The organism is Pseudanabaena sp. FACHB-1998 (assembly GCF_014696355.1).
Classification (GTDB): domain Bacteria; phylum Cyanobacteriota; class Cyanobacteriia; order Pseudanabaenales; family Pseudanabaenaceae; genus Pseudanabaena.
Window position 1 is genome coordinate 98,014 of the sequence record NZ_JACJQA010000046.1, and the last position, 24,101, is coordinate 122,114.

At 42.6% G+C, this 24,101-nt stretch carries 20 protein-coding genes; 9 read left to right on the plus strand and 11 right to left on the minus strand.

Annotation, left to right across the window (positions count from 1 at the left end; translation table 11 throughout):
- Positions 1-5: 5 nt before the first annotated feature.
- The 4 genes from H6F42_RS19110 to H6F42_RS19125 all read right to left on the minus strand — a co-directional run bounded on the left by H6F42_RS19110 (position 6) and on the right by H6F42_RS19125 (position 4,653).
- The gene (locus tag H6F42_RS19110; RefSeq protein WP_190400971.1) at positions 6-2,030 is read right to left on the minus strand and encodes a hypothetical protein; all 2,025 of its coding nucleotides are present in this window, start codon (positions 2,028-2,030) and stop codon (positions 6-8) included.
- Positions 2,031-2,151: 121 nt separating this feature from the next.
- A complete protein-coding gene (locus H6F42_RS19115) occupies positions 2,152-2,997 on the minus strand; it encodes a hypothetical protein (protein ID WP_190400972.1) in 846 nt (281 codons plus the stop codon).
- 297 nt (positions 2,998-3,294) lie between these two features.
- Positions 3,295-3,879 carry an antibiotic biosynthesis monooxygenase gene (locus tag H6F42_RS19120; protein WP_190400973.1) on the minus strand — a complete coding sequence of 195 codons (585 nt, stop codon included), beginning with the start codon at positions 3,877-3,879 and terminating at the stop codon, positions 3,295-3,297.
- Between the two features lie 138 nt (positions 3,880-4,017).
- Positions 4,018-4,653, minus strand: a complete 636-nt coding sequence (locus H6F42_RS19125; RefSeq protein ID WP_190400974.1) for a response regulator transcription factor — start codon at positions 4,651-4,653, stop codon at positions 4,018-4,020.
- A 247-nt stretch (positions 4,654-4,900) separates the two neighbouring features.
- On the opposite strand from H6F42_RS19125, the gene H6F42_RS19130 reads away from it, so the two are divergent.
- Positions 4,901-5,272: a response regulator gene (locus tag H6F42_RS19130; protein ID WP_190400975.1), complete on the plus strand. Its 372-nt coding sequence runs from the start codon at positions 4,901-4,903 to the stop codon at positions 5,270-5,272.
- A gap of 112 nt (positions 5,273-5,384) precedes the next feature.
- Here H6F42_RS19130 and H6F42_RS19135 read toward each other — a convergent pair whose 3' ends face one another.
- Entirely contained in the window at positions 5,385-6,566 is a 1,182-nt protein-coding gene (locus H6F42_RS19135) for a TRC40/GET3/ArsA family transport-energizing ATPase (RefSeq protein ID WP_190400976.1), read from the minus strand.
- Positions 6,567-6,998: 432 nt separating this feature from the next.
- On the opposite strand from H6F42_RS19135, the gene H6F42_RS19140 reads away from it, so the two are divergent.
- Both H6F42_RS19140 and H6F42_RS19145 read left to right on the plus strand, forming a co-directional pair.
- Positions 6,999-7,358: an Hpt domain-containing protein gene (locus H6F42_RS19140; RefSeq protein ID WP_190400977.1), complete on the plus strand. Its 360-nt coding sequence runs from the start codon at positions 6,999-7,001 to the stop codon at positions 7,356-7,358.
- Positions 7,359-7,481: 123 nt separating this feature from the next.
- A complete protein-coding gene (locus H6F42_RS19145; RefSeq protein WP_190400978.1) occupies positions 7,482-7,862 on the plus strand; it encodes a resolvase in 381 nt (126 codons plus the stop codon).
- A gap of 160 nt (positions 7,863-8,022) precedes the next feature.
- Here the strand turns inward: H6F42_RS19145 and speA are convergent, their stop codons facing one another.
- The 3 genes from speA to H6F42_RS19160 all read right to left on the minus strand — a co-directional run bounded on the left by speA (position 8,023) and on the right by H6F42_RS19160 (position 10,850).
- The gene (gene speA / locus H6F42_RS19150; RefSeq protein ID WP_190400979.1) at positions 8,023-9,948 is read right to left on the minus strand and encodes a biosynthetic arginine decarboxylase; all 1,926 of its coding nucleotides are present in this window, start codon (positions 9,946-9,948) and stop codon (positions 8,023-8,025) included.
- Between the two features lie 159 nt (positions 9,949-10,107).
- Positions 10,108-10,650 carry a hypothetical protein gene (locus H6F42_RS19155; protein ID WP_190400980.1) on the minus strand — a complete coding sequence of 181 codons (543 nt, stop codon included), beginning with the start codon at positions 10,648-10,650 and terminating at the stop codon, positions 10,108-10,110.
- A complete protein-coding gene (locus tag H6F42_RS19160; RefSeq protein WP_190400981.1) occupies positions 10,647-10,850 on the minus strand; it encodes a hypothetical protein in 204 nt (67 codons plus the stop codon). Before H6F42_RS19160 ends, H6F42_RS19155 begins: the two co-directional genes overlap by 4 nt.
- Positions 10,851-10,960: 110 nt before the next feature.
- On the opposite strand from H6F42_RS19160, the gene H6F42_RS19165 reads away from it, so the two are divergent.
- Positions 10,961-12,457: an AAA family ATPase gene (locus H6F42_RS19165; RefSeq protein WP_190400982.1), complete on the plus strand. Its 1,497-nt coding sequence runs from the start codon at positions 10,961-10,963 to the stop codon at positions 12,455-12,457.
- 362 nt (positions 12,458-12,819) lie between these two features.
- Here H6F42_RS19165 and dnaK read toward each other — a convergent pair whose 3' ends face one another.
- The 3 genes from dnaK to H6F42_RS19180 form a co-directional block, all read right to left on the minus strand.
- On the minus strand, positions 12,820-14,787 hold the full coding sequence (gene dnaK, locus H6F42_RS19170; RefSeq protein ID WP_190400983.1) for a molecular chaperone DnaK: 1,968 nt from the start codon (positions 14,785-14,787) through the stop codon (positions 12,820-12,822).
- A 254-nt stretch (positions 14,788-15,041) separates the two neighbouring features.
- On the minus strand, positions 15,042-17,219 hold the full coding sequence (locus H6F42_RS19175) for an IMS domain-containing protein (RefSeq protein ID WP_190400984.1): 2,178 nt from the start codon (positions 17,217-17,219) through the stop codon (positions 15,042-15,044).
- A gap of 292 nt (positions 17,220-17,511) precedes the next feature.
- On the minus strand, positions 17,512-18,759 hold the full coding sequence (locus tag H6F42_RS19180; protein ID WP_190400985.1) for a TetR/AcrR family transcriptional regulator: 1,248 nt from the start codon (positions 18,757-18,759) through the stop codon (positions 17,512-17,514).
- A 108-nt stretch (positions 18,760-18,867) separates the two neighbouring features.
- Here H6F42_RS19180 and H6F42_RS19185 point away from each other — a divergent pair, with 108 nt between their 5' ends.
- The 5 genes from H6F42_RS19185 to H6F42_RS19205 all read left to right on the plus strand — a co-directional run bounded on the left by H6F42_RS19185 (position 18,868) and on the right by H6F42_RS19205 (position 24,077).
- The gene (locus H6F42_RS19185; protein ID WP_190400986.1) at positions 18,868-19,731 is read left to right on the plus strand and encodes a fatty acid desaturase; all 864 of its coding nucleotides are present in this window, start codon (positions 18,868-18,870) and stop codon (positions 19,729-19,731) included.
- A gap of 165 nt (positions 19,732-19,896) precedes the next feature.
- Positions 19,897-20,367 (plus strand): GNAT family N-acetyltransferase, encoded by a 471-nt coding sequence (locus tag H6F42_RS19190; RefSeq protein ID WP_190400987.1) that lies wholly within the window; start codon positions 19,897-19,899, stop codon positions 20,365-20,367.
- A gap of 586 nt (positions 20,368-20,953) precedes the next feature.
- On the plus strand, positions 20,954-21,625 hold the full coding sequence (gene phoU, locus H6F42_RS19195; protein ID WP_190400988.1) for a phosphate signaling complex protein PhoU: 672 nt from the start codon (positions 20,954-20,956) through the stop codon (positions 21,623-21,625).
- 161 nt (positions 21,626-21,786) lie between these two features.
- Positions 21,787-22,620: a carbon-nitrogen hydrolase family protein gene (locus H6F42_RS19200; protein ID WP_190400989.1), complete on the plus strand. Its 834-nt coding sequence runs from the start codon at positions 21,787-21,789 to the stop codon at positions 22,618-22,620.
- A 293-nt stretch (positions 22,621-22,913) separates the two neighbouring features.
- The gene (locus H6F42_RS19205; protein WP_190400990.1) at positions 22,914-24,077 is read left to right on the plus strand and encodes a GNAT family N-acetyltransferase; all 1,164 of its coding nucleotides are present in this window, start codon (positions 22,914-22,916) and stop codon (positions 24,075-24,077) included.
- The last annotated feature ends 24 nt before the right edge of the window (positions 24,078-24,101 follow it).

Sequence of the window (24,101 nt, forward strand, 5' to 3'; positions counted from 1 at the left end):
ATGTTTTAATTTTTGCGTAAAATCTGGAGTTGATTCAAAAATCTTTTGGATTTTTTGAGCAACTGACGTTGAGCGATCGCCACAAGTACTAATTTTTGAATTAGAGGTGAGCTTACCTGAAAACTGGCTTCATTCCATGCGTTGCGATGGACATTAAAGCTTTCTCGTTGCCCGATCGCATATTTAATAATATCTATCAATCTAAAAGGCATAGCCCAATAGAAGTGATAAAGTTCATTGGGATCGTCAAAAAATGGACAATCCGTAAAGGCGTTCGCTTCTGTTAGGGAAGGCGAATGTTTTAGGGTAACGAACATTTCATCTAAAGCTTCGCGCCATAGTTTAGGAGATGTAGACCAATCAAAATTACGAGGCGATCGCTCGACCATAAGCTTTACAAAAGTGATTACTGATTCCTGAAATGATGGTAAACCCCAATCTAGGGCGGGCTGATTCTGGATATGCTTCAGCACTGGTTTAACCGAGAGATCATCTTGCAAGGCGTAATCAAGAGTAGTTCCTTCACAACCTGCACAAAAAACTTCCATCGAAGAAACATATCGGTAGTCGATAGTATTGCGAAGTCCTGTAGAGTTATTTAGATTAAAGAAAAATGCGACAACTTCTCCTTTTAATTTCAATCCGCCTGTAGGTTTGTCGAGGGCAAAATAGAAACCAACTGGTAGTCTTGAACCAAATATTTCAAAGGCATTTTCTAAGGAAAGCTGTAAACTACCGCGCCAGCCCACATCAACCAACCCAAATGCTTGACCATCTAGCATTTTTTCTTGTTGCAGATAGGCTTTGAGGACTTCTCGCTTTTGCTTAGCAATGTCGAGAATTAGGGGGGCTAGAGTGGCATTTTGTTCTAATTGGGCGCGTAGGTTAACTCGCTCTTTTGCGGATAAATTTTGCTGCCAGCGATCGCTTGGATAGCCTAATGATTTAAAAATTGGTTGAGCAGTTTGATGATCTAGACACATTCTGGCTAACAGGCTTTCAATTGTAAAAATGTCAGTATCATCAAACATCCATTCCCAAAAAGCTTTATTAATCTTAGTTAATCCGGGCATTCTCAAGGCTTGGCGACTAACGTATAGGTAACGTAATTCTACTTCTGGATAAATCTGGGGCGCTAACTCCTTGGCGATCTGTAAGAGAATCTCTCCATCCCTTGCCAGAAAATAAATTCGGGCAAGCTCTCGAACTTTTGCCTGTTGGAGTATCCAGATTACATAGGCAGTTAATACGGGGGCTGCCACGGAGGCGGCAATATCACGCAATATAGATTCTTTGGAGGTTTTGACTTCTCTAGTTAAGCGGGTGTAGCGAGAAATACCCGCCCAGAGGGAAATAATTCCATTGGTGCTGTGGGCATATTTTTGCAGAATTGATTCATAACGATTAGGATTAGCATCAGGGAAATAAGTTGCCTTTATTCCTAAAGATTGAGGTTGTGCGACATCAGAATTGGCGTTATTTCCAATATGGGTGAGGTCTTGAGGTGATAGTTTCAAATCTTCTAAAACCTTTAAGAACAAATCACCCTTACCCTTGGATTTCCGATATTGCCAAGAGACGTAGAGGCGATCGCCTTCTTCCCAACAGCCGTAATATTTCAATCTCTCTTCTAAAAACTCGGCAGGCAAATACATATCGGAGAGAAAAAGAATCTGTGAATGCACTTGTCTTGCTTGAGCAATCATTTTTAGTGCTTGCGGTACAACCACTAGATATTCTGTTTCTACTAATAGCTCTAGCTGCTTGAGCTTATCTATGATATCTAAGGGGATTTCTATAGCATTCGCAAATTCGCGGTAGATTTCATCCAGACTAACTTCTCCTCCTTCATAAAATAAACGCGATCGCTTTTCGGCATTAGTTCTGGCTGCCAGATAGGTTTCCGCAGAGAAGTTAGTCCAGCCAAATTGCAAAGCGCGATCGCCACAAATTCTAAAAATTTCCGTAGGTTCAATTACTAATCTGGTAAGAACTGTGTCAAAGATATCAAAGCTCGCTATTCTGGGCATAAATTTGGAATAGTAATTATTTTTATTGTTTCTTTAATTCCTAAGGTGGTAGTCCTAGTTTTATATAGGTAAGGATGGGCGGCGCTTCGCGCCGCCCATCCTTACCTATATAGCATTACCCTTACGGTTTAAAGAATGTTGAGAGCCAGAACTTATGTCTAACATCGTTGACATAGTGGCGCATCGCTATTTTCTTAGTAGCAAACTTATCGGGGTACATAAACTGATCATCCACATTCATAATATATTTATCTTTCGCAAGGGCGACTCCATGATTACGTTTAATTGTTAAATTCACGATAGTTTGCTCTGAAAAATAATTAGGAGATTCCGATAATTTCCCTAATCTCTGAACTGGCTCACTCCAATCTAAAGCCTTTTTAAATAAAATGAATCCCGCATTAATTGGATCTTGCTTTTCGATATCTTCATAAATGAGACGACTATCTAGGGAATTTTTACAATCGGGCAGATAGTAAGTATTCTTATCAGTTGAAGAAGCCAAATCTGCTAAATCTGAAGCTCCCTTAAAGAAAAGAATATCTGAATCAGTATAAAGAGTTGAGCCATCAATGGGAATAGACATGAGAGCCGCAAGCTTCTTTCCCATCGCCTGTTGAGATGCATATTCATAAACAGATGGCGGCAGATCTTCTCTTTGAAATTTAGTCAAAAGTTGTACATCGACGCAGGGATGCACTTTCTTAAGAAGTTGAATGCTTTCATGGGTATAACTTCCATCAGACATGATGATAAATGCTTCTGGGATGCCTACATAACGGAGAAAAGAGCGCAAACTTGCCACCTGCTCTGGTAAATCACGTTCGCAGGATAAAGCATAGACCTTAATTGGAACTTGACGGCTTTGTTTGATTGGGAAACTAACTATGGCAGAAAGATTGGATTTATAAATTGATCGGAGAAATTTCGCTTGTATTTTTGCTGAATGATAGCCAATATTTACCACTTATCTCTCCTCATCGTAATTTACTAACAATAGATTACTAGGTAATGCTATCGATGTATCCCTAGGAACTGCATCGAACAAAATTAATTTCTTTTATCTCCCGAAATTATACAGTGATTAATTTTTTAGTGAGTCGCTAGCCCTATCTATAGCTGTAGTCTCTTGCCTTAGGATAAACCGAAACCCAAGAAGCGAGTTGCGGTGATTAGCGCTGTAACTCGCTTCGGGTTTTGTGACCTAACCTTATAATAAGGGTGTAAAAAGGACAAAATGGCGTAGCCATTTTGTCCTTTGGTATTATCTCCTTTTTCTTTTTGGGGTTGGATAAAGCCAAAAGTTGAGTATTTTGGTCAGATAAGGCATGACGGGATAGGTCAGCAACGTAGAAACAAAAATCACCGAAATTAGTAAGCTGATTAATGGTGGTAATCCCTGCAAAAACGGTGCAACAACTAGATTGGCTAATAAGATAAGCGGGTAAACGGCAATCACTCCCACGATGACCTGTTTGTAGTAAGCGGGTTGGGGAGGGGCTGGCAATGAATTTTGTGGCAATGTAAACCACAACTCTAAACCACTGGACTGATGTTGAAGCGATCGCCTTGCAATAAATTCTTTTGATCTTCGCATCCATTGCTGATAGACAGACGACGTGAGCCAAGTTTTGCAATGATCGTAATTATCGAATTTTACTATGACCACATATTCAGGATATTGATGATCGCGAGGGCGAATTATTTCCACTCCTATAAATCCTGCAAACTGCTGAGCAGATTGATTAATTCCTTTAGTCCAATCCTCATATTCTTCGATGAGATTTGGTTCAACAACTTCTGAAATAACTAAAGTAATCGGATCGGAATGCTGTCCAAATTGCTCCATAGAATTCGCAATAAATAGTTGAGGTTAGTTTAACAAATGACTCTGTTAATTTTTTGTTTAAGCAAAGCAATCCCGCAATCAATGAAAGTGGCGGCGCAAAGCGCCGCACTTTCATTGATTGCCTAAATCTTATTTATTTTAGATTTTAACTTGAGCTACTAAAATTGCAATTTGAGTTCTATTGCGTAGATTTAGCTGACTGAGGATGCTGGTAATATGATTTTTGACTGTTTTAGGTGAAATATACAGTTGATTAGCAATTTCTTCGTTATTAGCTCCTGTCGCAATCAACTGCACTATCTCCTGTTCTCTGGGGGTGAGTTTACTCCAGTCCGTACTCAAAACATCGGCAGTTTCTGGTATTCGCGCAATTACTCTTCGACCTAAGTTTAAATCTAAATGCATATAGCCTCGGTACACGGCCTGAATCGCAAATGCTAATTCTTCAGGTGGCGTATTTTTGAGAATATATCCCGAAGCGCCGTATTTTAGAGCTTGCGAAATATTTTCATCGGTGTCGTCAATGGTCAAGATCAGGACTTTTGTTTCTGGAGCGCGATCGCAAATGTGACGAGTGGTCTCTACTCCATCCATGACGGGCATTTGAATATCCATCAAAACAACATCTGGCTTGAGAAGTTCTACCTGCGCGATCGCTACTTTTCCATTTTCTGCCTCGCCAACTATTTCTAGAGAATTCTCATCACCAAGGGAGATTTTGAGGGCGCGACGAATGAAAGCATGATCGTCTACCAGTAAAACGCGAATTTTCATAGGATTGTCCGATTACACTTAAACCCGAATCCCTAGATTTTTGAAAAGTTGTGCAAAGCACAACTTTCCAAAAATCTATTGTGATTCGTTTTATTATTTGAGCTTAACTTTTATGAGTTAATTCTTCAAGTAACCTTAGTCCTAATTGAGGATAGGACTAAAGTACTACCTCAATTCAGGACTTAGTCTTCATGTGTAATCAAATTCTCCAGCCTAGGATTGAGTGATTGAATGGAGATTCAAAGCCATGTCTAAGATTTTAGTTGTTGAAGATAGTTCTACGCAGAGAGAAATGATTGTCAATTTACTCAAAAATAATCAATTTGAGATTTCTACCGCGAGTAATGGTTTAGAAGCGATCGCTCAGGCTCAATCTTTTCACCCAGATTTAGTAATCACAGATATCATCATGCCTCAAATGCATGGCTATGAACTATGTCGCCGACTGAGAGATAATCCTGAAACGTGGAACATTAATATTGTGATGTGTTCTGCCAAATCCACTAAAGCTGATCGCCATTGGGGATTAAGACAAGGCGCTAATGCCTACGTTACCAAGCCTTTTCATCCCGATGATCTGCTAGATACCGTAAAAGAACTTTTAAGCAGTTCCGCCTAGTTACAACACTTAAGCGAAATTAAATATAAAACCCAAAACCTGCGGCGCACGCGCAGCGTGAGCCACAGGTTTTGGGGCTGGTTTTTTAATTATGCCCAGCTACTGCGATATTTTAGACAGGAGTAGTAAAACGAATCTTGAGATAATCGTCTTCCATTTTCGCGCCCGATGTCTGGAGAACAGAGAGGGCTTGAGGTAACACTAAATTACGACGATGATTACCAATACGGATATTTAGCTCATCGCCAGTTTTAGTAAGTTCAATCTTTTCCTTCGGAACTCCCGGAAGATAGAGTTCTAAGCGATACTGCTTGTTCTCTTCAACCACCCGCATCGTATTTTCTTTATAGTAAATTTGAGCAGGATCTTCTTCGCCAAACAAGGTTTCTTTCAGACGCTCTAGAGCGGTAATACCACACATTTCCTCAGCGTAGAGAGGAATTTGCTTGATCGGCAGAGGATGGAAGTCACGATAGATTTGTTCGCAATATTGCTTCTGATTATCCTTCCAAACTTTAAAGAAGGGATCTTGAACTTCTTCTGGAATAATCCGATTAGCAATTACCAAATCTGTCGCCACATTGTAGAGACTAAGATAGGAATGCGCTCTGAGCGACTCATTGATCACCATCTTTTCGGGATTTGTCACCAATCGGACGGTAGTAATTGTGTTATCGGTGAGGATTTTTTCGAGTGCTTCCAATTCTTCATAGAACTCATAGGGAGCATCCATCACTTCTTTATTGGGTAAAGAGAAGCCTGTAACCCGCTTAAAAATTGGCTCGAATACAGGACTCAAGACCTGAGCCATCCCTTGCAAGGGTTTATAAAACTTCCGCATATACCAGCCTGCGACTTCTGGAAGAGATAGCAAGCGCAGTGCTGTCCCTGTTGGTGCAGAGTCAATTACCAATACATCAAAATCTTTTTCGTCATAGTGACGCTTCACTCGCACTAAACCAAAAATCTCATCCATCCCCGGGAGGATGGCTAACTCTTCGGCTTGTACACCTTCCAAGCCTCGTGCTTGAAGAACTTCGCTAATATAACGCTTGACCGCACCCCAGTTTCCTTCAAGCTCCCTTAGAGCATCTAGTTCGGCTCCCCAAAGATTTGGTCTTACTTCTTTCGGATCGTGACCTAACTCGACCATAAAGCTATCGGCGAGGGAGTGAGCAGGATCGGTACTCAAAACTAGCGTTTTATAACCCAATTCAGCACAACGCAGACCTGTCGCTGCTGCTACGGAAGTTTTACCAACTCCGCCTTTTCCAGTCATTAAAATGATACGCATGGTCGATATGACTCGTCTTGTTGAATTATCGAGAATCTAGAATTAATCTCGCTTTAACGGGATTAGTCCTAGTAAAATTTTGAATAAATAGATGGCTTAGCAAATCTTTACATTTGCTGCTCATTCTAACATCGATATTGCGATCGCCTGTATAAAAAACTCGCAATTATCTAGCCTTTGGTTTGTTTTTCTAGTTTTTGGGGATAAATATATGTTAGCTTAGCCAAATATATAGCCACAGCTAGTCATGTTAAGACAAATCCAAACGATAAAAGAGAGATGCTGCCCTAGACTCAGCCTCTCTCTTTTATCGTTTACAACGCTTTGCACTCAAAGGAACCGAAATATCTTGCTTCCTTTGAGCGGTAATTTCCTTATGTATTCATAAAAATCGCTCCAGATAAGTTAAATGATCGAAAATCATTAATCTATATGAATGAGAAACTTTCCCCTATAGATCTTGATCAGCTAAACCAAATATCAGAGGGAGATCTAGAGTTTGAGGTTGAGGTTTTGCAAGTATATATAGAAGATGTGATGCAAAGAATAACCATAATCGGTGAAGCGATCGCTACTAGCGATCTCTCACCAATTATGAAAGAGGCTCACCATATTAAGGGTTCGAGTAGTAATGTTGGGGCGTTACAAATGCGTAATTTAGCCATTCAATTAGAAGGAATAAATTTTCCGCAGGATCATGACAAAGCTTTAGAAATTCTTGGGGCGATGCCTGTGGCGATGCAAGATATTGAGATTTTTGTGAATGAGAAATTAGCAAATTTGGGTTCTTGAGCTTGTTATATATGTAAGTGGCGGCACTTCGCGCCGCCACTTACATATATAAAGTTTTGGGACTATAAGACTCCCTATGAGACTATACTGTACATAGCGATGTTCTAATTTGCCACCGTAGTTATGAGTCTCCCTTTTTCTGCATTTAATCTAAATTCGGATCATGTCTACGAGCTAATGGATGTAGAGGCGATCCAAAAAGCTTTGGGGCGATCGCGGGCTTCGGTATATCGATATGCCAATACTGACCCCAATCAAAGTGACCTTAACCTACCCTATGATCCCCAAAAGCTCAATCCAGAGTTGCGCCAAAGCGATCGCGAACCGTTGTTATTTCACCCTACGGAAGTATCCAGATTTGCTAGAGATGTTCTGAAGATGAAGCAGGTAACGATTCAGGTGCAGGAACCGACTCAGAATGAAACTAATCGGCTCTTGCGGGAAATTTTGCAAGAATTAAAAACTCTGAATCAAGCGATCGGAAATCTCAGTAATCGAGCGTAGGGTGGGTCAGCGTCAGCGTAACGCACTCAATAACCGCAAAGGATACGTTTACCAATTCATGAAAGTGCTGTCACACTTTCGTGATTTATACCAAATGAAGAAATGGCGGAGCCATTTCTTCATTTGGTACTACGCGATCGACAGCAGGGCTGCATTAGGGTTAGCTGAGATAGGTATATCCATTTAAGCAATGCTCATACTTTTGTAAGAATAATCTTGCTTCATCAAGGGTAATTTGCTTCTCTTGGAGAGCGCGTTCCGTTTCTTGACGAATATTCTCTAGCATCGCATCGCGATTGTACTGCACATAGGCGAGTACCTCAGTCATCGAGTCACCCTTGATCACATGCTCAACCTTATAGCCTGTGGGAGTTGCATGGATATGCACAGCATCGGTATCACCAAACAAATTATGTAAATCACCAAGAATTTCTTGATAAGCTCCACCAAGGAATAGAGCTAAGAAATAAGGTTCTTCCGCAATAAAGGGATGTAATTCGAGAACCGATTTAACATCGCGCAAATCGATAAAGCGGTCAATTTTGCCATCACTATCACAGGTTAAATCTGCGATCGTGCCGCGACAGGTGGGTTCCTCATTGAGGCGATGGATGGGCATGATCGGGAAGAGTTGATCGATCGCCCAACTATCGGGAGCAGACTGAAATACTGAGAAGTTGCAATAATAAGTCAGCGCCATCGCTTTTTCTAGATCTTCGAGATCATCGGGGACATAGTTAAGTTTGCGAGTTACCTTGAGAATGCGATCGCAACATTCCCAAAATAGGCGTTCCACTCTAGCGCGTTGTTTCAGGGTGAGATAGCCAAACGTGAATAAACTAACCGCCTCCTGATTGAACTGAACGGCATCATGATAAATCTCTTGATAGTTGTTCTCATTGATGTTTTCTAAAGCTTCAAAAAGATTCCGTACAATTAGATGCTCATCTTCTTTTAATGGTTCAATGGGCTGGTTGGGAGTACCGCTGATGCCCACTACGTCAAAGATTAAGACTGACTGGTGAGAAGCGATCGCCCGACCACTTTCGCTAGTTAAGGTGGGTACAGGAATTCCCTTTTCGGTACAAGCATCCTTAATCGCCGCGACGATATCGTAGGCATAGTTCTGCATACTGTAGTTCTTAGATGCATAGAAATTAGTTTTGGAACCGTCGTAATCTACGCCCAAACCACCACCCACATCGAGATGTCCCATGGGTGCGCCTAGGGTTGCAAGCTGCACATAGATTTGTCCTGCTTCCCGCAAGGCATCTTTGATGGTGCTGATATTACTGATTTGCGAACCAATGTGAAAATGTAGCAGTTTCAGGGAATCCAGCATATTAGCGGCTTCTAATTGCTCGACAGTTTCGAGAATTTCCCACATACTCAATCCAAACTTTGCTCGTTCGCCTGTCGAATCTTCCCAATGTCCAACACCTTTGGCACTAAGCTTCGCTCTAACCCCAACCACAGGCGCAATTCCCAACTTTGTTGCCGCCCGAATGATCATCTCCACTTCTTCCAACTGCTCGATCACAATGATCGTATTTTGTCCCAGTTTCCTTGCCAGCAGGGCTGTTTCAATATACTCAGCATCTTTGTAACCATTACAAATCAGCAGTGAACCGGGAGTGCGTAAGGTGGCAAGGGCAATTAATAATTCGGGTTTAGAACCTGCTTCTAGCCCAAACTGAAAGGGTTTCCCATACTTGGCTATTTCCTCCACCAATTGACGTTGCTGATTGACTTTGACAGGAAAAACGCCACGATAAACGCCATTGTAGTTATAACGGGCGATCGCCTTAGCAAAGGTGGAGTTAAGCCGTTCAATGCGATCGGCGAGGATATCGGAAAATCTAACTAAGATCGGCGATCGCAATCCTCTTTGTTTGAGATCATTCACCAGTTCAAACAGGTCAATACAGCCCCCGCGATCACCTTTGGGGGAGACAGTTACGTGACCAGCCTCGTTAATACTAAAATAAGGTTCACCCCAGCCATTGATGCGATAAAGGGTCTCACTATCTTGAATTGTCCACTTTTTCGTATCGGCAACGACAGGTAACTGAATCTCTTGCAACATTGTTAATAAACCCTACAAACCTTGATCTACATGCTGGAATAGGCGGCGCTTTAAGCTGACCGTATCAACTTTAGCACTATCAACTAAATCTAGGTGCTAAGCCCGTAATTCGTCTAGATCTTTTTGAACAAGCCAAAAATAAAGCCACCGACCTAAGCCTTAGTATCTGTCATATACAGATTTACAAGACCAAAAGTAACCTGCTCCCACTTCTAAAACTTTGTCATTGGGCATAAATAAGTCCCAATAGGATAAATCTAAATCTTCTAAATCTGGTTGCAAAATCAATTCATAATCTTCTTCAAATAATAATTGCAACTCTAAATTCTCTGGATTAACTTCAAATTTAAGAATTTTCTTGTTCTCTAAACTTTCTCTAGTAAGTTGTTTAGCGTTCTTGATTTCGTCATCAGTCTCAGGTTCTTCAGACTTAAGCAAAAGTTGCCCTGATTTTTTTAATAGCCAAGGCGTTGCCCTGGCTCCAAACTGCCAGCTTCCTTTTTGTAAATTTCTTAACTTAGGATGGTCACAGATTGACATTTCTCCAAAATCAAGATGTAGTTCATCTCCATAACTAAAGCGAACTTGATGGCAAATCTCTCCAATTAATTGCTCAGTTAAAATATTTATAACATTTACAATTTCTTGAGATACTTGGATATTTGGGTTGGTTGTATCAGATATTTTTGTAGAAATGATCATGGTTTTATTTCTCTTAAAAACTCTTTTGCCTTTTGACGAAGTTCTGCATAAGTAAAGTCACCCTTGTCATTTAAACTACCGCGATGACCATCTGCTTTTTCCTGCTCAATAAAATCTCCAAAATCTTCTCGGAGTCGTTTGTCCATCTTAAACTCTCTAGCGATCGCCTCAATTTGTTGAATATCACGTTTTCTTCCCATTAGTTACAATCACAATCTGTGAAAACCTATGCTGTTGCCACTATTGCTATAGTTTCCTGTAGATTATAGGCTGTAGATATTCTAGCGTTTTACTCACGGCTTGCTGATCTATGAATTTTGAAGCTGACTTAAATCTGACCCTCCGCGCCCGTTATCCCTTGATTTATATACCTTCAGCCGAAGAGGAACGGGTCGAAGCCGTGATTACCAATGTGGCAAAATCCCTTGGTCGTAGCGTATTTGTTTGGGATTTTGTTGATGGCTATCAGTCTAATCCGACTGATGCGGGGGCTGGTAAACGCAATCCCCTCCAAGCTTTGGAATTTGTGGATAAAATCCCCAAAGGTGCGGTGTTTGTGTTGCGAGATTTCGATCGCTTTCTCGATGATGTAGCGATCGCCCGTAAGCTGAAAAATCTTGCCCGCAAGCTCAAAAGTGAAGCCCAGAATATCATTGTGCTTGCCTCACAAATTAATATCCCTGACAGCCTCAGTGAATTTTTCTCAATTCTCGAATTTCCGCTTCCCAATCCTAGCGAACTGAAAATAGAAATTGAACAAATCGCCAATTCGACAAACTCAGCTAATGATCTGCAATTAAACAAACAGGCGATCGATGATTTAGTCCGTGCTAGTCAAGGTTTATCTCTAGAGCGCATCAGGCGAGTATTAGCCAAAGCGATCGCTGAAAACAACTGCTTGCGTCCCGAAGATGTAGAACTAATTCTCGAAGAAAAGCGCCAAAGTATTCGCCAAACACAGATCTTAGAATTCTATCCATCGACTACGGAAATTAGTGATATTGGTGGTTTGGATAATCTCAAAGAATGGTTGTTAAGGCGAGGGGGAGCCTTTAGCGATCGCGCCCGTAAGTATGGCTTACCACATCCCAGAGGATTGCTCTTGGCAGGAATTCAAGGCACTGGCAAATCCCTCACCGCGAAGGCAATTTCTCACCATTGGCATTTGCCCCTATTGCGCCTCGATGTTGGTCGTCTGTTTGCGGGACTAGTTGGTGAGAGTGAGTCTCGCACAAGGCAAATGATTCAGCTAGCAGAAGCACTCTCTCCCTGCGTATTGTGGATTGATGAAATAGATAAGGCTTTCTCAGGTGTTGAAGGTCGTGGTGATTCAGGAACGACGAATCGTGTTTTTGGAACTTTTCTAACATGGATGGCAGAAAAGACTTCGCCTGTATTTGTGGTGGCAACTGCGAATAATATCCGTGCTTTGCCTCCTGAACTCTTACGAAAGGGCAGATTCGATGAGGTATTCTTCGTGGGTTTGCCTAACCAAGAGGAGCGATCGCAAATTTTTGCAGTGCATTTGAGCAAGTACCGTCCCCACAATACTCGCGCCTACGATATTGATCGCCTCGCCTATGAAACACCAGATTTTTCAGGTGCAGAAATTGAACAGGGCATCATCGAAGCCATGCATATCGGCTTCAGTCAAAATCGTGATTTTACCACCGATGATATTCTCGAAGCCGCTAGCCAAATCGTGCCGCTAGCCCAAACGGCTCAACATGAAATTCAAGTTTTGCAAGAATGGGCTGCCTCTGGTAAGGCAAGATTGGCTTCGCGGCAGAACGTATTCAACAAATAGACTGTGTTACTGCGATTAATCAAGGTTTGGCTATATCGCGTAGAAATTTTTGCATTCCTTTACCGAACTCAGGACTTTCAATCATTTCTGAGATAGTGTGATGCCCAAAACCAGAAATCAAAAGTATTTGTTTGGGGTTTAGCAAAAGACTACCTAAAATAAATAGCCCCATTTTGAAAAGATGGTATTTGCTCATAAGACCTAAAATTATTGCTCAATTACTAACTAGCGGGGCATAATTAAAAATCCAGAAACAAAAACTGTGGCGCACGCGTAGCGTGCGTCACAGTTTTTGGGGTTTTGGTTTGTGCTGGCTAACTCTTGCTTTGCTATAGATTCCATAAGCGCCCCTTATTTGGATATTACATCCAATCATCATCATCATCGTAGGACACTCGCGTATTGGGGCGGCGGCGATCGTCTTCATCCTTTCCACGCTTATTGCGGCTAGCAAAACTGCCAATACTTTCGAGAAGGCCGCCAAAGAGATCATCATCTTCATCTTCGTAGTATTCATCCTCAGCGTAGAGTTCAGTAGACAAAGCATAGAGAGCTTCTTGCAATTCCACTTGGGCGCGATCAATCAGCGCATCATCTTCTTTAGAAATTGCCTCCCTTAGCTTTTTAATGGAACTTTCGATTTGTTTGCGACGCTCGTAACTGAGTTTGTAGCCATAGTTGAGAGCTAGATCCTTCAGTTGCCGCTCGGCTCCTACGGCGAGATTATCAGCACGATTTAATTTTTCGATACGTTCCCGTTTTGCCCGATCGCGATCGGCAAACTTCTCCGCTTCCGATACCATCCGCTCGACTTCTTTTTCATCTAGAGTAGAAGCTCCTCGAATGGTGACCCGACGCTCCACACCAGTACGGCGATCGCTTGCTGTAACGGACAAAATCCCATCGGTATTCAAATCGAAGGTGACATCAACTTGAGCAACTCCCCTTGGCTGTGGATCGAGTCCGCTTAGTTTAAAGCGTCCTAGCGATTTGTTATATTCAGCCAGATCTCTTTCGCCTTGGATCACATGGATTTCTACGGAAGTTTGATTGTCTTCCGCTGTGGTGAAAAGTTCCATTTTGCGGCAGGGAATGGTCGTGTTTCGAGGAATTAAGCGTTTGACTACGCCGCCCGAAGTTTCGACACCTAAGGATAAAGGAGTGACATCCAGCAATAAAACATCTTTGATTTCGCCAGACAAAATAGCGGCTTGGATCACTGCACCGATCGCCACAACTTCATCGGGATTAACACTTTGGCTAGGCGGCTTACCGATCGCCCGTTCCACCATTTCTTGCACCGCAGGAATACGGGTCGAGCCGCCCACTAAAACCACTTCATCAATTTGGCGAGGATTAATTTGGGCATCCCGCAACACCCGATCAAGGGGGATTTGCAAACGCTCCAACAAATCTGTACTGAGTCGCTCAAACTGCGATCGCTTTAAGCTCGTTTCTAAATGCAGGGGACCATCGGCAGTAGCGGTAATAAAAGGTAAGTTAATTTCGGTTACACCCACCGTTGACAACTCGATTTTGGCTTTTTCCGCAGCTTCCGTGAGTCTTTGGAGTGCTTGACGCTCTTTGCGGAGATCCACTCCATCGGATTTCAGAAATTCTTCGGCTAAGTAATTCACAATTTGGCGATCGAAATCGTCGCCGCCCAATTGAGTATCGCCAGTAGTTGCCTTGACCTCAAATAAGCCATCACTAACTTCAAGTACGGAAACGTCAAACGTGCCGCCGCCGAGGTCAAATACTAAAATTTTCTTGTTAGATTTTTTATCCAAGCCATAGGCTAAGGAAGCTGCCGTCGGTTCATTTAAAATCCGCTTCACCTCAATTCCTGCGATGCGTCCTGCATCCTTGGTGGCTTGGCGCTGCGAATCATTAAAGTAGGCAGGAACGGTAATTACCGCCCCTGTGACTGGTTCGCCTAAATAGCGGCTTGCCTCATCCACCAGCTTACGGATCACCATTGCCGAAATTTCTTCAGGCGCAAAGTCCTTTTCCAGACGCGGACTGCGTAACTTGATATTACCCTGCTCATCACGACGGACTGTGTAAGGCACTTTTTTGATGTCAGCCGATAGCTCTTGATGCTTGCGTCCGATAAATCTTTTGACAGAATAAAAAGTATTGTCTGGATTTAGCACTGCCTGACGACGTGCCATCTGTCCGACTAGCCTCTCACCATCTTTGGTAAAACTAACGACGGAGGGGGTGGTGCGGCTACCTTCTGAGTTCGCAATTACTATGGGTTTGCCACCTTCCATAACGGCTACCACAGAGTTTGTCGTACCCAAGTCAATACCTACAATTTTGCCCATGCTTGACGTATATCCCTCTTCACTTCCCAAGACTGTCTATTAACAGCTTAACAATTTTTAATTTTGGCTTATTTTAGCTTGCCTTAATTGATTAATATCCTAACTTTACAGCGCTTTGCGCTGAAGTAAAAATCAATATGGCTGTAGGCAATCCACTCAGGACATACAGCCCAGTAAAGAATTACGTCACTTTGCGCCGCAACTCTTTACTGGATTTTATTTTTTCCCAGCCTTATTGACTATAGCTATATTAATTAAAAAACCAGCATCTCGCGGATTAGCCATTTGTTGTCTTTGCGTACCAAATCATACTCCACTGTGTAGCTAGCATCTTTTTTAGACGCACTGCTATCAAGCTCACCATTACTAAAGTAATTGCGAGACTCAGAAATTTTTGCGACTACTTTGGCTTTGCTGTCACCGTCGGGGGTTACTTTATCCACTTCGGTCGATTTGACTTCATATTGCAAATAAGAATTACTGGACTTTAATTCCTTAGCACGACCTTTCCAATCACTGAGGGCTGGATCGGTCAGAATTTCCTCTAATAACTTTTCTTCGTAATCTTTGCCAAGAGCTTTAGTTTTAGTAGCTTGCCATGTTTCGATTACTTTCGTTGCGGACTCTTTATCTAGGGGACCTGGTTGAGCCACGGCTATGACATTATTGGTCTTCGTGGCTTCTAAAATGCTATTGATTGGCTTTTCCAAAGTTACGGGAACTTCGTTACGGGGGCTGCTGGTCAAAGAGCGCACTGCCCAGACAACTAACCAAATTGAACCGCCAATAAGGGCGATCGCTAAGGCAATAACGATCGCTAAACGTCCTAAATTAAATTTGCGCTTAGGTGGGGCCGCGTGACCGCTGGAATTACCAGAGTGAGAGGCTGGTCGCTTAATTTCTTTGACTGCTTCGTTAAAGGGCTTCCCTGAACTGGCGGGTGTGGGCACATTATTGAGGCGGCGTGATTTCGGTAGATCCTTAGCTACATTGCCAACATTGGGATTATAGCCATTGGAGGAGCTAGAGGTAGGTCGATCCAGCACGGGCGTAGCTGATCGCTGAAAGCGGTTGGGAGGTTCGGGCGTATAGGTGGAAAGGCGAGGTTCGGGAGTGGTTTCTAGCTCTTTTCTAGAAATATCTTCGATCGCGGGACTGGAGGTTAAGCGATCGCCACCCACGGGGGAAGTCCAATCTGAGGACATTGCGCCCGTATTGGGCAATTCTTCGAGGTAAGCTTGCACCTGTTCATCGGCGAAATAGTCTTTTAGCGATACGACTTGACTCATGAGATCGCGGAAATGAGGATAAACTTCTTCCTGTAACCAGCGTTCGCTGTAAAGACATAGACCAGGCAAGAGATCGGGCGCACCTTCAGAATTTTGGCGAATAAAGGCGATTTGATCGGCTTCAGCGCTATTTTCGATCGCTGCGCTTGCTTCCTCAGTTTGACCGAGCAGCAAGGCACATACGGCTTTTTCTAAATAAATATCTTGTTTGGCGCTGAGCTTAACTAGCAATCCCTTAGCACGACGGATCAGCGCAGGTTGACGTTGCGAAAACCCACGAGCAATTAGCGCATAAACGGCTAAATAAGTTGCCACCGAAGAAGGACGACGCGCCTCTTCCTCAAATAGGGTTTGCTGCTCGATCGCCGTCATGTAGCTGCGTAATTGTTGGATAAACCGCAGAAAATCATCTATTCCTAAGCTGGAATAGTCGTTACCTGAGCCATCAATTCCCCGACGAGCTTCTAACATTTCTTGCAAGAGCGCCATGCCCTTGCGATGTTCGTTGGTGTGATTGTCAGGAGATGCTAATAACTCAAGAATGCGATAGGGGCGCAAGCGAAATAAATCCGCTTGAATTTCGCTACGAATGCTTAGAAATAAGCCTTCGCGTAAAAGTAAATCTTGAGCCGATTCTAGGGAAGATGCAGCCGACTCATATTGCCCCTGTTTCCAATATTCGCGACCAAGATCGAGAAAAGATAAAGAAACTGAGAGCAGTAAATCGGGATCGTGAGGCGAGATCCTTGATGACTGATAATCTGTTTCTTCGGGGTCATAGTAGGGCTTGGCAAGGGATAGGACTTTCGCGGATTCCCCTAGCTCATACAAAATTAATAGTAGTCCTGCGAAGTCTTTTTCGTCGGCTTCAATTTGGGGGGGTAGGGTGGTGATGGGGCGCTCATTAGAGCGATCGCTGGGTGGGGCTTCGGGACTTGTTAAGTTAGGAGGCTCAATACGATCGTGATCGAGTAATAGCTCATAGGCTTTATCAATAATGCGCTTGCGGGAGGCGATCGCAGCATCAGAATATTCTCGCCTTGGCATAGAGAGCAGGCGATCGCGATGGGCTTGATGGATTTTATCTAGCCCTGACAGATGTGTTAAACCAAGAATGCGGTAACAGTCTAGGGGAACTCTCACTTTGCTTTTCTACCCAAAACTTCAATTGGAAATGCCGATCTGAACGCCGATAATGCCAACCTGTTTGCCTCTCAAAAAAAGATGCTCCGTACCGAACATACTAGTATCTTGAGTTGTATGTACTCATTTTTTGACTACATAGAACGCCCGAATTATACACTAAGATAATTAACTTGGTGAAATATAAGTAGCTGGGCATAATTAAAAACCCAGAATCAAAACCTGTGGCGCACGCGCAGCGTGCGCCACAGGTTTTATATTTAATTTCGCTTAGCTACTTATATTTTGACATTTAAGAATCAAGGGCGATCGCTTTATCAATGGCGAGTTTTTCATTGAGGCGAATTTGATAGGCTTGCAACTCTCTCGCCCTGAGACCACTAATAATGCAAAAACTATCAGGATCGATGCCACGACTTAACATTTCGATACACCAAGTATGTCTTGCCTGTTCGATGCTTAAGGGTGAGCCATCAGGATTAAGATAGGGCTGTGTCCAGCTTTCCCAAAGTTGTTCGATTTCTTCGAGAGAGATAGGTCTAAGATCGCCACTAATAAACATTGATTCCATATCACTGGGCTGATCTTTATGAGCCTTAAATTCATTTTTCCGCGATTTTAAATAGGCGCTCAAGGGATTATTCGTTGCCGAGCCGTAGCGATGACCGAGAATTTTTTGATTAATAGGTACTGACCTCGTGTTTCCTGCGCCATCCCTAGTCCGCAAAATGCCGTGATTAGCGTGATGTTGGTAATCTTGAAAACGCAATTTGGTTATATCTAGGGCCGTTAAGCCTGCCCCAAATAGGAGATAGGCGATCGCATAGTCCTTAACTCCACATTTTTTTGCCTGTACCAAAATTTCGCGCACGGTTTCCGACGTAATGTCCATGATCTGTCTCGCATGAACGATGGGGCTTACTTCTTGGATAAACATATCAACGAGCGTGTTGACAAACTCATCGCGATCGCTCCAGATCGCTTGCACATCGCTGGTGAGCGTAATTACGGCATAGCCCAAAATGCAGGTATTTAATAAGTTGGCAAGTTTAATCGGCGGCAAAGAATATTGCAGACGCGAATTAGCCAATACATCATTAATCGCCGTAGCGATCGTTTGATTAACCTGATTTATCCCTTGAGCAAGGGCTTGACGACTTTCCAGAGGATACTGACCTGCCTCACCCACCAGCGATCGCACTAATTCAGGTACACTTTCGAGCGCCCTCAAAGAACTCTGAATATAATATTTAAGAAATCGGCGTAAATCGCTCTGACTAGAAATATCCGATACCATGAGTGACTCCCCTACTTGAGCCAACACCAAATATTTTTGCAAACATTCTTGCAATACAGCTAACAATAAACCATGCTTATTCCCAAAATGGCGAAATAAAGTTACTTCATTAACCTGAGCAAAGTCGGCAATTTGGCGAGTGGTTGTCTCGGTAATTCCTTTGCTGGCAAACAACTCTAGGGCTGTATTGACAATTCTCTGGCGAGTAGGAATTCGAGATACAGACACGGGAGTATGTACCATTAAGATGATTTGCAAGTGCTACTTGCATTATTGATTAAAAAACAGTTAGACTTAACATAACTGTAAGTGATACTTGCATCTCCTCACCACCCTCAACGTTATTATTTCATGACCGTTACTACTGAAGCCATATCAACAGAGCAAAAGCTGAACTGGACAAACGTTGCCTTTTTCAGTGCTTTCCATCTTGCGGCTCTAGCCGCGCCATTTTATTTTTCTTGGCAAGCTGTTGTCCTTACAGTTTTCTTGCATTGGTTTTTCGGAAGCATTGGGATTACCTTGGGTTATCACCGCTTACTGAGCCATCGTAGTTTTCAAGTGCCTCAGTGGTTGGAATACATCATTGCTACTGTTGGTGCGTTGGCATTGCAAGGTGGACCAGTATTTTGGGTGGGTGGACACCGACAGCATCACGGATTTACAGAGGACAATCAAAAAGATCCCTATTCAGCAAATAAAGGCTTCTGGTGGAGCCACATCATGTGGATCATGTATTCCAAGCCAGAACATTTTCAGCGCTCAAACTATAGCAAATTCGCACCCGACCTAGCTAATGATCCGTACTACACATTTCTAGATCGTTACTTTTTGCTGTTGCAAGTGCCTCTAGCGGCATTGCTCTACGTCGTTGGCGAATATGTTTATTCGGGGCTAGGTGCTTCATTCTTGATTTACGGCATGGCTGTGCGTTGCGTATTTCTCTGGCACAGTACTTGGTTGATTAACTCCGCTTGTCACAAGTGGGGCTACAAAAACTTTGCCGAAACCCCCGATCATTCGACTAACCTCTGGTGGGCGGCGATCTTGACCTATGGCGAAGGCTGGCACAATAATCACCACGCTTATCCTAAATCCGCCAGAGCTGGTTTGAAATGGTGGGAGATCGATCCTACTTGGGCGGTTATTAATCTATTAAAAACAGTTGGCTTAGCCAAAAAGGTCTACTTACCTGAACCGTGGCAGGCTAAATAACTATCAAAAAAGAAAGGGCGCTTAGCGCCCTTTCTTTTTTTTGTAGTAGCTAAAACAGATACATTGATGCGATCGCCAATATGCAAATCTTAATTGGATAGGTCAAAGCTATGTTTACTTGATTTATGACAAATATTAAGAAACTAAACACGGAAAGTCAGATATATGGATAATCGCCACATTCGCTTTAGCGATCGCCCAGAAGAAGTAGATTTAAAACAATTGCAAGCTCTATTAAAAATTGGGGCATTTTGGGCAAAGGAAAGAACCTTGCAAGGTTTGGCGATCGCCATTGAGAACTCTAAGCCAGTGGTAACTGTATGGGATAGCGATCGGCTGATTGGTCATGCGCGGGCTACAAGCGACGGGATTTATAGAGCTACTATTTGGGATGTGGTAATCGATCCCGATTATCGAGGTACTGGTTTAGGACGCAAGTTAGTACAAACAGTATTGGCTCATCCCCATGTTTGTAATGTTGAGCGAGTTTATTTAATGACCACTCACCAACAAAAGTTTTATGAGCATATTGGCTTCGAGCAAAATTCTTCTTCTACCTTGGTTTTATGTAAGGGAGAATTTGATGGCGATCGAAAAATAACTACTTCTGAATTAGCTCCATCTAATATTATTTAGTTATTATTCAGTTTTTCATGGGTAGACCACACTAAATTAATATTTTAGATGAGTTTGCATAAAGTTCTATGGAATATATTATGCAAATTCAGCTCTAGATTTTATCTGAATCTCTTTTTATAGATTTGCTTAAATAGAATCCCAAAAACTCAAAATATACTTCTATCAAATATTTTTTGAAAATATTTTTTGATTTTTGTGATCGCGAATAGTTGTCGCCACTCTTGTTAGGACACAAAAACAGAAGCAAGTTGCGGCGCGAAGCGCCGCAACTCGCTTCTGGGACTTTGATTTATCCTAATGCAAGTGACCATCGCTATACTTGTAAAACACTTGCAAAAAATCTTCTTCTGATTTGGTACTTTAATAAATCAAAAAATAAATTTAGGTCATCTTTATAATTGTTATCTAGATTAATTCATCAAGATTTAAAGATATATATTTGCAGTAAAACTATCTCCTAAGATTCAAATAATTAATGTGGGCTTTGAATAGTATTTGCAAATACTTTCAAGTAGGTCATCATATGCAAATATATAATGTAAATATGTGACATATTTATCCCATTTGATTTTGGTGGGAGCCAATGGTAGAAACCTCATATCAAGGTCAAAAACGCACAAGGAGTGAATTCGAGAGACAACTAAACCGCCTAGAACAAGATTCTTTGCGAATGGGCGCACTTGTCGAAAATTCCTTTTTACTAGCTCATGCGGCTCTATTTGAGCGAGATTTAGACTCTGCTTTTCGCATTGATGCTCAAGATAAGCAAATAGATCAAATCTATCGACAAATTGAAATTGATTGTATTAACTTGATTGCCTTACAGTCCCCAGTGGCTCGTGATTTACGGCTTCTCAGTGCATTGATGCAGCTAATTCGTGATATTGAGCGGATTGGTGACTATGCGGAGAATCTTGGTGATATTGCTATCAAGCTATTTCCCTATCCCCCCTCTCCCTATTTAAATGAATTGCAAGTTATGTCTAATCGCTGTCGGGCGATGTTAGCCATGAGCTTGGAAGCTCTAGCTAATCTTGATGAAAATATTGGCTTGCAAATTAAGGCAAAGGATGACGCAGTGGACTATGACTACAAGCATATTTATGATCTTCTGGCGGCGCAGCGCTTGTATGGTGAACCCATGGAACCTGTAATGCTGATGGTTTTAGCAATTCACCATTTAGAACGAATGGCAGATCATGCAACTAATGTGGGCTTGCGAGTTGCCTATATTGTGACGGGTAAATTAGGCTAAGGGAAAAGAAGGGTAGCGCTTCGCGCTGCGCTATCCTTCTTTTCCCTTAGCTGGCGAAAAATAATCGACAGTAAATAAGCTTGTAGCGCTATAGCAGGGTAATCTAAAGTAAGTGCTTTACAGCACAAATGTGTTTATGTGGGAAAGTTTTAAGGATTGCAATGAAGTCATATTTGGCGGCCGCCGTACAAATGACCAGTGTCTCAGATGTAGACAAAAATCTTGCTCAAGCAGAAGATTTGATCCAACTGGCAGTTAATCGAGGTGCAGAATTAGTTTGTCTGCCTGAAAACTTTTCGTTTTTAGGTGATGAGAGTGAAAAAATTAAACTTTCTACAGAAATTGCAGAAAAGAGTGAGAAATTTCTAGTTACGATCGCCCAACGTTATCAAATTTTGTTACTTGGCGGAGGCTTTCCCGTACCAGTAAGTAATGCCAATAACGGCGATGCGGGCAAAATGTATAACACGGCTCTGCTAATTGGTCGGGAAGGCGAGGAATTGGCGCGTTACCGCAAAATGCATCTTTTTGATGTGAATTTACCCGACGGGAATACTTATCAGGAATCTGCGACCATTTTGGCGGGAGCCGAAGCCCCTCCTGTATATAGCTCAGATAAGTATGGTAATTTGGGTCTATCGGTATGCTATGACGTAAGATTTCCAGAGTTATATCGATATTTGTCTCAAAACGGCGCAAATGTCTTATTTGTTCCTGCGGCTTTCACGGCTTTTACGGGTAAGGATCATTGGCAGGTTTTGCTACAAGCTAGGGCGATCGAAAATACGAGCTATGTAATCGCACCCGCACAGGTAGGAATGCATACACCCCGTCGCCAATCCCACGGTCATGCCATGATTATTGATCCTTGGGGTCTGGTGTTAGCCGATGCGGGCGATCGCACTGGTGTGGCGATCGCCGAAATTCAACCTTCGCGGATTGAGCAAATTCGTCGCCAGATGCCGAGTTTGCAACATCGCACCTTTTTCAAATAGCTTTTTAAAATAAATTTTTGAAAGTTTTGCCTAGCAAAACTTTCAAAAATTTATTGGTTTGTCGTTGATTTTAAAGACTTATAAGTAGCTAAAGCCTGCAAGCTGAGTTTAGTTTTCAATTCGCGAAAGTGTGACAACACTTTCGCGAATTTGATATTACAGGTTATGAAAATCTTCTTTCTGAAGACTTTTAGAGTTTCAGGTTCGTTATCTTAGATATGTATTAAGATCATTTCTTGAAGGTTCAGCTTAAATATTTCTTTTTCTTAAATCACTTTCTAGCACGAGCAGTTATGCAATCCTTTCCAGTGCTTGGTAATACGATCCGTCCATTGCAGCATCGCGACCTAGAGTTTATCCAGCGATTTGCATCACCTAACGATCTAGAGCAAATTGCCGTTAGCGATCTCAGTGGATGTCGCAGCCGCCAAAAGATTAGCCTGCATCAACTGGCTAGCTGGCTACCTGCCCCTGTCCAGACTTTGCTCAAGCCCTACGTCCGAGCCTATGTCTCGGAATGCAATGGTGTGATTCAGGGCTTTATTAGAGTTTCACCCTTTAACAACAACAGCAGCACTTGGCAAATCGATCGCGTTGTTGTCTTGCCTGAAGCCCAAAATGGTCAACATAATGTTGGCACGCAATTAATTCGCTATTGCCTTGAAACTTGCTGGGAAGCGAGGACTTGGGTACTACAGGTTGACATCAATCAAAAGGACACGATCGCCCTCTACCGCCAAAATGGTTTTCAACCCCTTGCTCAATTTACGGATTGGGAAATTAGTAGCGAAAGCCTTAAGGAACTAGCGCAACATTCTCCCGATTTGCCAAACTTAATGCCTGTGAGTAATGCGGATGCTAGCTTGCTCTATCAGCTAGATACAGCGGCGATGCCTCCCCAAATTCGTCAAGTTTACGATCTTAATGTCGATGACTTTCGGGCTAAAGCCATTGATAAGATGATCAATCATGGCTCACTATTGATTAATCATTTACATGATGTGTCGGGCTATGTCTATGAGCCTCAACGCAAGGCAGCGATCGGTTATTTTTATCTGCTATTGCAACGTCCAACCGCTAATCAACCCGATGAAAAACTGATTCATCACTGCCAATTAACCGTTCATCCTGCTTACACTTGGCTATATCCCGAGCTAACCTCGCAAATTGCGCGAATTGTTACTACACAATCCCCTGAAAATGCGAGTTTGCAAGTATCTTCGGCAGATTATCAGCCCGAACGGGAAGATTATTTAGAAAGGATTCAAGCGGAACGTCAAGGGCATTCGCTCTTGATGGCTCGATCTGTATGGCATAAAATCCGCGAGGCTAAACCAGTATTAGATGGTTTGCAACTTTCGCGGATGTTGTCAGGGCTACAGCCTACCCAGAAGCCAGTTCCGGGAAGAATTGAGAATTTGCCTCAGCAGCATCAACATCAGGATGAACCGCTTTAAAATATGGCATAGTCATTTCCCTTG

Coding starts and splice junctions, on each gene's coding strand:
- H6F42_RS19110 (WP_190400971.1), bottom strand. CDS start 2,030: ATGCCCAGAATAGCGAGCTTTGATATCTTTGACACAGTTCTTACCAGA.
- H6F42_RS19185 (WP_190400986.1), top strand. CDS start 18,868: ATGACCGTTACTACTGAAGCCATATCAACAGAGCAAAAGCTGAACTGG.
- H6F42_RS19145 (WP_190400978.1), top strand. CDS start 7,482: ATGAGTCTCCCTTTTTCTGCATTTAATCTAAATTCGGATCATGTCTAC.
- H6F42_RS19135 (WP_190400976.1), bottom strand. CDS start 6,566: ATGCGTATCATTTTAATGACTGGAAAAGGCGGAGTTGGTAAAACTTCC.
- H6F42_RS19130 (WP_190400975.1), top strand. CDS start 4,901: ATGTCTAAGATTTTAGTTGTTGAAGATAGTTCTACGCAGAGAGAAATG.
- H6F42_RS19160 (WP_190400981.1), bottom strand. CDS start 10,850: ATGGGAAGAAAACGTGATATTCAACAAATTGAGGCGATCGCTAGAGAG.
- phoU (WP_190400988.1), top strand. CDS start 20,954: ATGGTAGAAACCTCATATCAAGGTCAAAAACGCACAAGGAGTGAATTC.
- H6F42_RS19180 (WP_190400985.1), bottom strand. CDS start 18,759: ATGGTACATACTCCCGTGTCTGTATCTCGAATTCCTACTCGCCAGAGA.
- H6F42_RS19120 (WP_190400973.1), bottom strand. CDS start 3,879: ATGGAGCAATTTGGACAGCATTCCGATCCGATTACTTTAGTTATTTCA.
- H6F42_RS19165 (WP_190400982.1), top strand. CDS start 10,961: ATGAATTTTGAAGCTGACTTAAATCTGACCCTCCGCGCCCGTTATCCC.
- H6F42_RS19205 (WP_190400990.1), top strand. CDS start 22,914: ATGCAATCCTTTCCAGTGCTTGGTAATACGATCCGTCCATTGCAGCAT.
- H6F42_RS19190 (WP_190400987.1), top strand. CDS start 19,897: ATGGATAATCGCCACATTCGCTTTAGCGATCGCCCAGAAGAAGTAGAT.
- speA (WP_190400979.1), bottom strand. CDS start 9,948: ATGTTGCAAGAGATTCAGTTACCTGTCGTTGCCGATACGAAAAAGTGG.
- H6F42_RS19200 (WP_190400989.1), top strand. CDS start 21,787: ATGAAGTCATATTTGGCGGCCGCCGTACAAATGACCAGTGTCTCAGAT.
- H6F42_RS19155 (WP_190400980.1), bottom strand. CDS start 10,650: ATGATCATTTCTACAAAAATATCTGATACAACCAACCCAAATATCCAA.
- dnaK (WP_190400983.1), bottom strand. CDS start 14,787: ATGGGCAAAATTGTAGGTATTGACTTGGGTACGACAAACTCTGTGGTA.
- H6F42_RS19140 (WP_190400977.1), top strand. CDS start 6,999: ATGAATGAGAAACTTTCCCCTATAGATCTTGATCAGCTAAACCAAATA.
- H6F42_RS19125 (WP_190400974.1), bottom strand. CDS start 4,653: ATGAAAATTCGCGTTTTACTGGTAGACGATCATGCTTTCATTCGTCGC.